The following is a 12,211-nucleotide window of genomic DNA, read 5'->3' as shown; positions in this document are numbered from 1 at the left end:
GGGTGGGGCGTGTGTAGGTGTGGGGGCGGCGGACATTTAGCCGACGGATCCTTCCATGCCCATTTCAATGAGCTTGTTGAGTTCGAGGGCGTACTCCATGGGGAGTTCCCGGGCGATCGGTTCGATGAAGCCGCGCACGATCATGGCCATGGCCTCGTCTTCGGGCATGCCGCGGCTCATCAGATAGAACAGCTGCTCTTCGCTGACCCGGGAGACCGTGGCCTCGTGGCCGAGCTGCACATCGTCGACACGGATGTCGATCGACGGGTAGGTGTCCGACCGCGACTGGGTGTCGACCAGGAGGGCGTCGCAGCGCACGGTGTTCGCGGAGTGGTGCGCGGTGGCATCCACCCGCACCTCGCCGCGGTAACCGGAGCGGCCGCCGCCGCGGGCGATGGACTTCGAGACGATCGACGACTGGGTGTAGGGCGCCATGTGGATCATCTTGGCGCCGGCGTCCTGGTGCTGGCCGGGGCCGGCGAAGGCGACCGAGAGGGTCTCGCCCTTGGCGTGCTCGCCCATCAGGTAGATCGACGGGTACTTCATCGTCACCTTGGAGCCGATGTTGCCGTCGATCCATTCCATCGTGGCGCCCTCGGCGGCCGTGGCGCGCTTGGTGACGAGGTTGTAGACGTTGTTCGACCAGTTCTGGATGGTCGTGTAGCGAACGCGGGCGTTCTTCTTCACGATGATCTCGACGACCGCGGAGTGCAGTGAGTCGGAGGAGTAGATCGGTGCCGTGCAGCCCTCGATGTAGTGCACGTAGCTGCCCTCGTCGGCGATGATCAGGGTCCGCTCGAACTGGCCCATGTTCTCGGTGTTGATCCGGAAATAGGCCTGAAGCGGGATCTCGACGTGTACGCCGGGCGGCACGTAGACGAAGGAGCCGCCGGACCAGACCGAGGTGTTCAGCGCGGCGAACTTGTTGTCGCCGGAGGGGATGACGGTGCCGAAGTACTCCTCGAACATCGCCGGGTGCTCCTTGAGCGCCGTGTCGGTGTCCATGAAGATGACTCCCTGGGCTTCGAGCTCCTCGTTGATCTGGTGGTAGACCACCTCTGACTCGTACTGGGCGGCAACGCCGGAGACGAGGCGCTGGCGCTCGGCCTCGGGGATGCCGAGCTTCTCGTAGGTGTTCTTGATGTCGTCGGGCAGGTCTTCCCAGGTCTGGGCCTGCTTCTCCGTGGACCGGACGAAGTACTTGATGTTGTCGAAGTCGATGCCGGAGAGGTCGGCGCCCCAGGTCGGCATGGGCTTGCGCTCGAACAGTTCGAGGGCCTTCAGTCGACGCTTCAGCATCCAGGCCGGCTCGTTCTTGAGCTTGGAGATGTCGGTGACGACCTCCGGTGAGATTCCACGGCGGGCGGATGCGCCGGCCGCGTCGGAGTCGGACCAGCCGAATTCGTAGACACCGAGGCCCGCGAGTTCGGGGCGGTCGAGCAGGACGTCAGACATATATACCTCTTCTCCCATCCACGACAACCCGGATATTAGTCCGGTCATTCCCGGACGGGTCTTCCGAAGGAGACCCGGCGAGGGAACGGGTTGTGTGGGCGGCTACGTTGCGTACCTAAGATGTTCAAGGACGACGTGGTTCTCGGCCGCGGTTGTGTCAGCCGCAGTCGAGCCACCCAGGAAACACCTAATTCTACAGGTTAGCTGTGTGATTGGTAGTGCGATCCGGCGTTTTCACATGTGCCAGAGCAAAGAGGGAGCAGAACCGGTGAATCGGATTTCGGAATGGTTGCCCACGAGCGTTGACAAGCGGGTTCGAGTGGTTGCCTGGATCTACCTCGCCGCCCAGATCCTTCTCGTGGGCACGGGAGGCCTGGTACGGCTCACCGGCTCCGGCCTCGGGTGCCCGACCTGGCCCAGGTGCACGGACGGTTCCTTCGTCAACACGCCCGAAATGGGCATCCACGGGGTGATCGAATTCGGCAACCGACTTCTCGGAGTTGTGCTGGGGCTCGTCGCGATCGTCGCGTTCCTGGCCGTCGTGCGACTGCGCCGGTCACGGCCGGACCTGTTCCGGCTCGCGCTGCTGGCCGGCCTGGGCATTCCCGCGCAGGCGGTCATCGGCGGGGTGAGCGTGCTCGTGAGGCTCAACCCGTATGTGGTCGGGCTGCACTTCGTCATCTCCATCGCCCTCGTCGTGCTCTGCACGGTCTTCGTGCACCGCGTGTACACGGGCAACCCGGTGCGGATGCCGGCGGTCCCCGGGTGGTTCCGGCTCCTGGCCTACACCACGGGCGCCGTCATCCTGGTCACCATCCTCGTCGGGATCGTCACCACAGGCTCCGGCCCGCACGCGGGCGACGCGAACGCCCCGCGCAACGGCCTCGACTCCGAGCTGCTCCAGCACGTGCACAGCTGGCCGGCGTATGCCACCTTCGCCCTGACCCTCGCCCTCGTGATCGCATCCGTCGCGCTCGCGCTCCCGCCGCGGGGCTGGGCCGTGCTGCTGCTGATCATCGAGGCCGGCCAGATCGGCGTCGGCCTGCTCCAGGCCAACATCGGCCTGCCGCCCTTTCTGGTGGGTATCCACATGGTGCTGTCCTGCGTGCTCGTTGCGGTGATGACCGCGGTCGTCCTGAACCTCACGGCGCCGTCAGCGGAGCCGGCGCCGGCGTCCGGCCCGCTCGCGGAGAGCGCCGCCGCCCGCTAGCCCGTCAGAACGGCAGAAGCGGGTCGACGCCGACGGCGACGAACAAGAGCGTCAGATAGACGATCGAACCGTGGAACACCCGCATCGGCGACACGTGTTCGTGCCGGATGGCGAGGCTGTACAGGCGGTGCGTCTCGTAGATGAACCAGCCGCCGGTGACCAGAGCCGTGACCGTGTAGACGAGCCCCATGTCGGCGATCGGGATGAGCAGCAGGGAGCAGGCGACCGTCGCCCAGGCGTAGAGGATGACCTGGAGCCCGACCTGGCTGCGGCCTCGGATGACCGCGAGCATCGGCACCCCGGCGGCCTGGTACTCGCTGCGGTATTTCATCGAGAGCGGCCAGTAGTGCGGCGGGGTCCAGAGGAAGATGATCAGGAAGAGGATGAACGGCGGCCAGGACAGGTCGCCGGTGACCGCGGCCCAACCGATCAACACCGGCATGCAGCCGGCGATGCCGCCCCAGACGATGTTCTGGGCGGTGCGCCGCTTGAGGACGAGCGTGTAGAAGACCACGTAGAGCAGGATCGCGCCGAGTGAGAGGAGGGCGGCCAGCCAGTTGGTGAAGGCCCACAGCCAGACGATGGACACGGCACCGAGGACCCAGGCGAAAACAAGGGCCTGACGGTCGGTCAGCTCCCCCGTGACCAGCGGCCGGTTCTTCGTGCGATCCATCACCCGGTCGATGTCCCGGTCGATGTAGCAGTTGAAGGCCCCGGCGGACCCGGCGCTGAACGCACCGCCGACCAGGGTCGCGAGGACCAGCCACAGGCTCGGGATGCCCTGCTGCGCCAGGAACATCGTCGGGGCGGTCACGACGAGGAGCAGTTCGACGACCCGCGGTTTCGTCAGCGACAGGTAGGCCAGGAACGTGCGCCGGAACGAGCGGATTCCGCTCACGGTCGGGGTGGAGACGGGTCCGGGCATGACTCCTCTTACGCTGTGCATTGTGAGACGAGTCTAGGCGATCCGGACGTGCGGGGCAGGCAGGGACGTTCCGGCCCGGAGGCATCCGGGAGGGCGGCGCCATACGCCGTCACATCGCTCGGCCGTTTCTCGGCGACTGCCTATACTGGGGGGTGCTCGCCAATCTCGGTGCATGCGCGGATCCACCGAAGTCGGGCCTCTGCCGCAACGCCTGGATGACGTCGATGTCCACGGGCGCGCTCAATCCAATGGGTGCGGGTTCACGACAACCTGCCCCCTTTGTCTACGAAGGGTCAAGACCAAGTGGCAGCACTGCAGTGGGATTCGATTGACAACAAGGCGGTCGACACGGCACGCCTCCTCGCGGCGGACGCCGTCGAGAAGGTCGGGAACGGGCACCCGGGCACCGCAATGAGCCTCGCTCCCGCCGCCTACCTCCTGTTCCAGAAGGTCATGCGCCGCGACCCTGCCGACAACGAGTGGATCGGCCGGGACCGGTTCATCCTCTCGGTCGGCCACAGTTCCCTGACGCAGTACGTGCAGTTGTACCTCGGCGGCTACGGCCTCGAGCTCGACGACCTCAAGGCCCTTCGCACCTGGGGTTCGAAGACCCCGGGCCACCCCGAATACGGCCACACCGACGGTGTCGAGATCACCACGGGCCCGCTCGGCCAGGGCCTGGCCTCCGCCGTCGGCTTCGCCTACGCCTCCCGCTTCGAGCGCGGCATGTTCGACCCCGAGGCGGCGACCGGCACCAGCCCGTTCGACCACTTCGTCTACGTGATCGCCGGCGACGGCGACCTGCAGGAAGGCATCACCAGCGAGGCGTCCTCGCTGGCCGGCCACCAGCAGCTCGGCAACCTCATCGCGATCTACGACAGCAACCAGATCTCGATCGAGGACGACACGAAGATCGCCTTCACCGAGGATGTCGCGGCCCGCTACGAGGCGTACCACTGGCATGTGCAGACTGTCGACTGGAAGAAGACAGGGTCATACGTCGAAGACGTGCAGGCGCTCAACGACGCGATCGAGACCGCCAAGGGCGTCAGCGACAAGCCGTCCCTGATCATCCTGAAGACCATCATCGGCTGGCCCAGCCCGAAGAAACAGAACACCGGCAAGATCCACGGTTCGGCACTCGGCGCCGACGAACTGGCCGCCGTCAAGGCAATCCTCGGCTTCGACCCGGAGCAGACCTTCGAGGTGGCCGACGAGGTCATCGAGCACACCCGCAAGGCGCAGGGCCGCGGTGCCGCGGCGCACGCCGAGTGGGACGCTGAATTCGCGGTGTGGGCGGAGGCCAATCCGGAGCGGAAGGCGCTGCTGGACCGGGTCCTGTCCGGCGAGCTTCCCGAAGGCGTCGAGGCGGCCCTCCCCGTGTTCGAGGGCGGCACCGAGGTGTCGACCCGCGCGGCATCCGGGAAGGTTCTGACCGCGCTCGGCGCCGTCGTCCCCGAACTCTGGGGCGGTTCGGCCGACCTCGCCGAATCGAACAACACCACCATCGGCGGCGCCGCCTCGTTCATCCCGGGCGAACATTCGACCCACGAGTGGACCGGCAACGAATACGGCCGGGTCCTGCACTTCGGTATCCGTGAGCACGCGATGGCCGCCATCCTCAACGGCATCGTGCTGCACGGCAACAGCCGCCCCTTCGGCGGCACCTTCCTGATCTTCAGCGACTACATGCGACCCGCGGTCCGCTTGGCCGCGTTGATGAAGGCACCGTCGATCTTCGTCTGGACGCACGACTCCGTCGCTCTGGGCGAGGACGGTCCCACCCACCAGCCGATCGAGCAGCTCGCGACCCTGCGGGCCATCCCCGGCCTCGACGTGGTGCGCCCCGGCGACGCCAACGAGGTCGCCTGGGCCTGGAAGACGATCCTTGAACGCCGCAACGGTCCGGCCGGAATCGTGCTGACCCGCCAGAACATCCCCGTCTTCAGCCGTGGCGAGGGCGAAGCCGTCGGCGATGTCCTCGCCTCGGCGCGGAACGTGGCCAAGGGTGCGTACATCCTGGCGGAGGCGGCGAACGGCACGCCCGACGTCATCCTGATCGGAACAGGCTCTGAGGTTCAACTCGCCCTGGCGGCCCGGGACACGCTGAAGGCGGAGGGCATCAATGCCCGCGTCGTGTCGGCTCCGAGCCTCGAATGGTTCCAGGAACAGCCCGCGGAGTACCGCGAGTCGGTGCTTCCGAAGGCCGTGACGGCCCGGGTATCGGTCGAGGCGGGAATCGCGTTGACCTGGGATGGCTACGTCGGCGACCGCGGCCGCAGCATTTCCATCGAGCACTTCGGCGCGTCTGCGGACTACAAGACCCTGTTCCGTGAATTCGGCATCACGACGGAGGCCGTTGTCGCCGCCGCCAAGGATTCACTCGCCGCTCTCTGACCTCGTCAACGGCGCGCATCCCCACACCTGAATAACCCGCTTCATTTAGGAGAATCACTATGACCGAGAACACTCCCCTCGCCCAGCTTTCCGCTGCCGGCGTCAGCATCTGGCTCGATGACCTGTCCCGCGAACGCATCGTTTCCGGCGGCCTCCAGACCCTGATCGACACGAAGAACGTCGTCGGCGTGACCACCAACCCGACGATCTTCGCCGGCGCCCTGAGCAAGGGCGAGGCCTACGTGGAGCAGGTGGCGGCCCTCGCCGCCGCCGGCGCCGGCGTGCAGGAGGCCGTCTTCGAGATCACCACCGACGACGTCCGCGCCGCGAGCGACATCTTCCGTCCGGTCTACGACGGCACCCGCGGCGTCGACGGCCGGGTCTCGATCGAGGTCGAGCCCGGGCTCGCCCACGACGCGGCCGGCACGGTCGCCCAGGCGCAGGAACTCTGGGCCAAGGTGGACCGACCCAACGCCATGATCAAGATCCCCGCGACCGTCGAAGGGCTCGATGCGATCACCGCGACCATCGCGCTGGGCATCAGCGTCAACGTCACCCTGATCTTCAGCCTCGAGCGTCACCGCCAGGTCATCAACGCGTACCTGTCCGGCCTGGAGAAGGCCCGCTCGGCGGGCCTCGACCTGTCGACGATCCACTCCGTCGCCTCGTTCTTCGTGTCCCGCGTCGACACGGAGATCAACCAGCGCCTCGAAGCCATCGGCACGGATGCTGCCCTCGCCCTCAAGAGCAAGGCCGGCGTCGCCAACGCCCAGCTGGCCTACGAGGTCTTCGAACAGGCCTTCTCCAGCGAGCGTGCCCTCGGCCTGCTCCAGGCCGGCGCCAACAAGCAGCGCCCGCTCTGGGCGTCCACCGGCGTCAAGGACCCGACCCTGCCGGACACGCTCTATGTGACCAACCTCGTCGCGCCGGAGGTCGTCAACACGATGCCGGAGAAGACCCTCGAAGCGACGCTCGACCACGGCGTCATCCCCGCCGACTCGGTCACCGGCGCGTACGACGAGGCCAATGCCGTGCTCGACGCGCTCGCCAACGAAGGCGTCTCCTACGTCGACGTCACCCAGGTCCTCGAGGCCGAGGGTGTTGCCAAGTTCATCGTGTCCTGGAACGAACTCCTGGAGACCGTCTCCATCGCGCTCGACACCGCGAAGGCGACCTCGGGGGCGGCACTGTGAGCTTCCGCATCTCGGTCAGCGGCGCCGCCGCCGACGCCGTGCGCAGCACGGTCCCGACCCTGGTGGCCGACCTCGTCGCATCCGGCATCACGGCGCTCGACCCTGCCCTCTGGGGCCCGGAGGCCGAGGACGAGGCCGGCAAGCGACTCGGCTGGACCGAGTCGGTTTCCGACTCCCGGCCCCTGATCCCCGAGATCCTGGCGCTGCGCGACTCGCTGCGCGCCAAGGGCGTGAACCGGATCGCCCTCGCCGGCATGGGCGGCTCCTCGCTCGCGCCGGAGGTCATCACCCGCACCGCCGGAGTGCCCCTGACGGTGCTCGACTCGACCGACCCCGGCCAGGTCCTCGCCGCGCTCGGCGACCACCTCGCTTCGACCGCACTCGTCGTCTCGTCCAAGTCGGGTTCGACCGCGGAGACCGACAGCCAGCGCCGCGTGTTCGAGCGGGCATTCCGCGAAGCCGGCATCGACCCGGCCGAGCGCATCATCGTCGTCACCGACCCTGGTTCGCCGCTGGACGCGTCCGCGCGCGCCGCCGGCTACCGCGTCTTCAACGCCGACCCCACGGTCGGCGGGCGCTTCTCCGTGCTCACCGCCTTCGGCCTGGTGCCGTCAGGGCTCGCCGGGGTCGATATCGCCGAGTTGCTCGACGAGGCCGACGCTATCTCGCTCGCCCTCGCCGTCGACAGTCCGGAGAACCCGGGGCTCATCCTCGGTGCGGCCATCGCCGCGACCACGCCGCGTCGGGACAAGCTGGCAATCGTGTCCGACGGCACCCACATCGTCGGTTTCGCTGACTGGGCCGAGCAACTCATCGCCGAGTCAACCGGCAAGCAGGGCACGGGCATCCTCCCGGTCGTCCTCGACCGGGGTGCTCCCGAGCTGTCGGAGAACCTGCCTGACGTCCAGGTCGTGCGCCTCGTCGCCGACGCCGGCGTCGAGGTCTTCTCCGACAACGACGGCGCGGACGAGATCCGGGTCAGCGGCACCCTCGGGGCGCAGTTCCTGGTCTGGGAGTATGCCACCGTCATCGCCGGACGCCTGCTCGGCATCAACCCATTCGACCAGCCCGACGTGGAGGCGGCCAAAAACGCCACCCGCGGCCTGCTCGACGCCCGCCCGGAGCCCGTTCCGGCGGCGTTCATCTCGGACGGAATCGAGGTCAGGGGCACCGCACACGTCATCGGGGCCGCCAGCGACCTGGCGTCGGCCATCGACGCTCTCCTGGAGGAGCTCGGCCCGGACGGTTATCTGTCCGTGCAGGCTTACGTCAACCGCCTGGCCCTGCCGCAGCTCGCCGAGATCCGCGACCTGCTCGCGGCACTCTCCAGGCGCCCGGTCACGTTCGGCTGGGGACCTCGGTTCCTGCACTCGACCGGCCAGCTCCACAAGGGCGGCCCGGCCACCGGCGTCTTCCTGCAGATCCTCGCCACTGCCCCCGTCGACCTGGACATCCCGGAGCGCCCGTTCACCTTCGGGGAGCTCATCCAGGCGCAGGCCAGCGGCGACGCGATCGTCCTGGCCGACCACGGCCGCCCGGTGCTCACGCTCACGCTGACCCAGCCGGAAGCGAACGTCGCGACCCTGTTCGCGGCCCTGCGCTAGCCGCCACGCGTCACCCCGGCCGCCCCGGCCACGCTGTCCGTCCACACCCTGAAGGAGCTGCATGTCCCCGGTGGAAATCACCCCGGAGTTCAATCCCCTGCGATCGCCCTCCGACTACCGCCTGAATCGAATCGCGGGGCCCAGCAGCCTCGTCATTTTCGGCGTTACCGGTGACCTCTCACGGAAGAAACTCATGCCGGCCGTCTACGACCTGGCCAACCGGGGCCTGTTGCCTCCCGGATTCGCCCTGGTCGGTTTCGCCCGGCGCGACTGGGACAACGAGGACTTCATGCAGGTGGTGCACGACTCCGTCAAGGAGTACGCGCGCACCGATTTCCATGAGGATGTCTGGGCGCAGCTGGCCGAAGGCATCCGTTTCGTCCCCGGGACGTTCGACGACGACGAGTCGTTCGAACGTCTCAAGGAGACGATCGCGCTGCTCGACGAGGAACGCGGAACGATGGGCAACCACGCGTTCTACCTGTCGATCCCGCCGAAGGCCTTCCCGCAGGTGACCGAGCAGTTGCGGCGGTCCGGGCTGGCGGAGCAGAAGGACGGGCAGTGGCGACGGGTCGTCATCGAGAAGCCGTTCGGCAGTGACCTGCAGACCGCGCGCGAGCTGAACGATGTCGTTGAGTCGGTCTTCCCGCCAGACTCCGTGTTCCGGATCGACCACTATCTGGGCAAGGAGACGGTCCAGAACATCCTGGCGTTGCGTTTCGCGAACCAGTTGTACGAACCGATCTGGAACGCCAACCACGTCGATCACGTGCAGATCACGATGGCCGAGGACATCGGCGTCGGTGGCCGGGCCGGCTACTACGACGGCATCGGCGCGGCCAGGGACGTCATCCAGAACCACCTGCTCCAGCTCCTGGCCCTCACCGCGATGGAGGAGCCCATCTCCTTCGACGCGGCCGACCTCCGCACCGAGAAGGAGAAGGTGCTGGCGTCGATTCGCCTACCGGAGGACCTCGCCACCGGCACGGCCAGGGGCCAGTACGCGGGCGGCTGGCAGGGCGGCGAGAAGGTCCTCGGCTTCCTCGAAGAGGACGGCATGGACCCCGAGTCGGTCACCGAGACGTACGCGGCGCTGCGCCTCACCATCGACACCCGCCGCTGGTCGGGGGTCCCGTTCTACCTCCGGGCGGGAAAGCGCCTCGGCCGCCGCGTCACCGAGATCGCCGTCGTGTTCAAGCGCGCCCCCCAGCACCTCTTCGCGAAGGGCAACACCGCGGCCCTCGGCCAGAACGCGCTGGTGATCCGGGTGCAGCCCGATGAGGGTGTCACCATCCGGTTCGGCTCCAAGGTCCCCGGCGTCGGCATGCAGGTGCGCGACGTCACGATGGACTTCGGCTACGGCCACGCCTTCACCGAGGCCAGCCCGGAGGCCTACGAACGCCTGATCCTCGACGTGCTCCTCGGCGATCCTCCCCTGTTTCCCCGGCACGAAGAGGTGGAATTGTCCTGGAAGATACTCGACCCGATCGAGCAGTTCTGGGCCGAGCAGGGCCAACCGGAACAGTACCGCCCGGGAACCTGGGGCCCGGCCTCAGCCGATGAACTGCTGTCTCGCGACGGCCGACACTGGAGACGCCCATGATCGTCGATCTTCCCGACACCACCACGTCCAAGATATCCAAGGCCCTTGTCAGGATCCGCGAGGAAGGCGGCGCCGTCGCACTGGGACGGGTCCTCACCCTGATCATCGCGTCGACGATGGGCCACGAGGAGGAGGCCATCGAGGCCGCGAACGATGCCTCCCGCGAGCACCCGATGCGCGTCATCGTCGTGTCGACGCAGGCCCTCGACGACGGGGGCCTGGCCACGACACCGCGGATCGACGCGGAGATCCGGGTCGGCGGCGACGCCGGAGCGAGCGAGGTGATCGTGCTCCGCGCCTACGGCGAGGCCGCCAGCGACCCGGAGAGCCTCGTCACCGGCCTCCTGCTGCCGGATGCGCCCGTCGTGGCCTGGTGGCCCGGCGTGGCCCCTGCCGTGCCCGCCGAGTCCCCGCTCGGTCGCATTGCCTACCGCCGGATCACGGATGCGTCCGCGCAGCCGGACCCGCAGGCCGCGCTTCACCATCTCTGCAGCTCTTACCGCCCGGGCGACACCGACTTCGCCTGGACTCGGCTGACCCTGTGGCGCGCCCAGCTCGCAGCGGTCCTCGACCAGCCGCCCTACCTGCCCGTCACGGCCGTCGAGGTGTCCGGTGCGGCAGACTCCCCGTCGACCGCGTTGCTGGCCGCTTGGCTGCAGTTGCAACTGCAGGTTCCGGTCAGCTACGAGTTCACCACCGGCCCCATGTCCAGCGGAATCCGCGGTGTTCACCTCACCCGTGCGGCAGGGGTGATCTCGCTCGAACGTGAGGTGCCCGGCATCGCGACCCTCACCCAGCCGGGACAGCCGGTGCAGGACCTCACCCTCAAACGGCGCAGCCTGCGCGACTGCCTCAGCGACGAGCTGCGCCGGCTCGACCCGGATGAGTTGTATGGTGAGGTCATCACGCGCGGCCTCCCGCACCTTGACGATGTGGTCGCAGATCAAACCGAAGGACGACCGTGACCAACGAACGACGCGTACTCGTACACCCGGACCGGGCCGCCCTCGCGGCGTCGGTGGCGGCTCGATTCATCACCACGACCGTGGACATCCTGCACGAGCAGGGCGAGATCAATGTGGTCCTCGCCGGCGGCTCCGTCGCCACCGAGGTGCTCGAGGCGATCAACGCATCTGCGGCCAGGGACACCATCGATTGGGACCTGGTCAACTTCTGGTGGGGCGACGAGCGCTGGGTGGCCAAGAACGATCCGGAACGCAACGAGCTGCAGGCTCGGACCGCTCTCCTCGACCACATCGCGGTCCCCGCGGCGAACGTGCATCCGTTCGCGGCCTCGGACGAGGGCACGGACCTGGATTCCGCGGCTGCGGACTATGCCGCCCGGCTGGAGGCCGCGTCGATAGACGGCACGGCGCTTCCGCGATTCGACATCACGTTCCTCGGCGTCGGACCGGACGGGCACGTCGCCTCGCTGTTCCCCCACCAGCCCGGCATCAGGGAATCGGACGCGAGCGTACTCGCCGTCCGGGACTCCCCCAAGCCCCCGGCGGAACGTCTCAGCCTGAGCCGACCGGCCCTCAACTCCTCCCGCTGCATCTGGATGGTCCTGGCCGGACCAGACAAGGCATCCGCCCTCGGCCTGGCCCTCGCGGGCGCGAGCCGCGACGAGGTGCCCGTGGCCGGCATCAAGGGACGCCGGTACACGAACTTCTTCGTTGACCGGGAGGCCGCCGCTGAGGTTCCGGAGAATCTCACGGCGTCGACCTTCTGATCCGGCTGAGGCGCGGCCGACAAGCCACACCGTAGACAGAAAAGAGCGGGTCCCGATCAATCGGGACCCGCTCTTGTCTGTGTCAACGGTGT

At 67.8% G+C, this 12,211-nt stretch carries 9 protein-coding genes; 7 read left to right on the top strand and 2 right to left on the bottom strand.

The window, feature by feature from the left end:
- Positions 1–36: 36 nt before the first annotated feature.
- Complete coding sequence (gene sufB / locus E3T48_RS09915; RefSeq protein ID WP_134523902.1) at positions 37–1,455, bottom strand: Fe-S cluster assembly protein SufB; 1,419 nt, start codon at positions 1,453–1,455, stop codon at positions 37–39.
- Positions 1,456–1,723: 268 nt separating this feature from the next.
- Between sufB and E3T48_RS09910 the strand changes: the two genes are divergently transcribed.
- Positions 1,724–2,665: a COX15/CtaA family protein gene (locus E3T48_RS09910; protein ID WP_134523901.1), complete on the top strand. Its 942-nt coding sequence runs from the start codon at positions 1,724–1,726 to the stop codon at positions 2,663–2,665.
- A gap of 4 nt (positions 2,666–2,669) precedes the next feature.
- Here E3T48_RS09910 and E3T48_RS09905 read toward each other — a convergent pair whose 3' ends face one another.
- Positions 2,670–3,590 carry a heme o synthase gene (locus E3T48_RS09905; protein ID WP_134523900.1) on the bottom strand — a complete coding sequence of 307 codons (921 nt, stop codon included), beginning with the start codon at positions 3,588–3,590 and terminating at the stop codon, positions 2,670–2,672.
- A gap of 303 nt (positions 3,591–3,893) precedes the next feature.
- Here E3T48_RS09905 and tkt point away from each other — a divergent pair, with 303 nt between their 5' ends.
- The 6 genes from tkt (at position 3,894) to pgl (ending at position 12,119) form a co-directional block, all read left to right on the top strand.
- Entirely contained in the window at positions 3,894–5,987 is a 2,094-nt protein-coding gene (tkt, locus tag E3T48_RS09900) for a transketolase (RefSeq protein WP_134523899.1), read from the top strand.
- A gap of 59 nt (positions 5,988–6,046) precedes the next feature.
- On the top strand, positions 6,047–7,180 hold the full coding sequence (tal, locus tag E3T48_RS09895) for a transaldolase (RefSeq protein WP_134523898.1): 1,134 nt from the start codon (positions 6,047–6,049) through the stop codon (positions 7,178–7,180).
- Positions 7,177–8,784, top strand: coding sequence for a glucose-6-phosphate isomerase (locus E3T48_RS09890; RefSeq protein WP_134523897.1), 1,608 nt, complete (start codon positions 7,177–7,179; stop codon positions 8,782–8,784). The genes tal and E3T48_RS09890 overlap by 4 nt, the downstream gene beginning before the upstream one ends.
- 61 nt (positions 8,785–8,845) lie before the next feature.
- Positions 8,846–10,387, top strand: a complete 1,542-nt coding sequence (gene zwf, locus E3T48_RS09885; RefSeq protein WP_134523896.1) for a glucose-6-phosphate dehydrogenase — start codon at positions 8,846–8,848, stop codon at positions 10,385–10,387.
- Positions 10,384–11,352: a glucose-6-phosphate dehydrogenase assembly protein OpcA gene (locus E3T48_RS09880; RefSeq protein WP_134523895.1), complete on the top strand. Its 969-nt coding sequence runs from the start codon at positions 10,384–10,386 to the stop codon at positions 11,350–11,352. Before zwf ends, E3T48_RS09880 begins: the two co-directional genes overlap by 4 nt.
- Positions 11,349–12,119, top strand: a complete 771-nt coding sequence (gene pgl / locus E3T48_RS09875) for a 6-phosphogluconolactonase (protein WP_134523894.1) — start codon at positions 11,349–11,351, stop codon at positions 12,117–12,119. The genes E3T48_RS09880 and pgl overlap by 4 nt, the downstream gene beginning before the upstream one ends.
- Positions 12,120–12,211 lie beyond the last annotated feature (92 nt).

This window comes from Cryobacterium fucosi (assembly GCF_004403515.1).
GTDB lineage: Bacteria > Actinomycetota > Actinomycetes > Actinomycetales > Microbacteriaceae > Cryobacterium > Cryobacterium fucosi.
The sequence above is the reverse complement of the archived record's forward strand: the minus strand, read 5'-3'. Positions and strand labels throughout refer to the sequence as shown.

Bases quoted from the DNA above. Each gene is read 5' to 3' on its own strand.
- sufB (WP_134523902.1), bottom strand. From the start codon at position 1,455: ATGTCTGACGTCCTGCTCGACCGCCCCGAACTCGCGGGCCTCGGTGTC.
- E3T48_RS09880 (WP_134523895.1), top strand. From the start codon at position 10,384: ATGATCGTCGATCTTCCCGACACCACCACGTCCAAGATATCCAAGGCC.
- zwf (WP_134523896.1), top strand. From the start codon at position 8,846: ATGTCCCCGGTGGAAATCACCCCGGAGTTCAATCCCCTGCGATCGCCC.
- E3T48_RS09905 (WP_134523900.1), bottom strand. From the start codon at position 3,590: ATGCCCGGACCCGTCTCCACCCCGACCGTGAGCGGAATCCGCTCGTTC.
- tal (WP_134523898.1), top strand. From the start codon at position 6,047: ATGACCGAGAACACTCCCCTCGCCCAGCTTTCCGCTGCCGGCGTCAGC.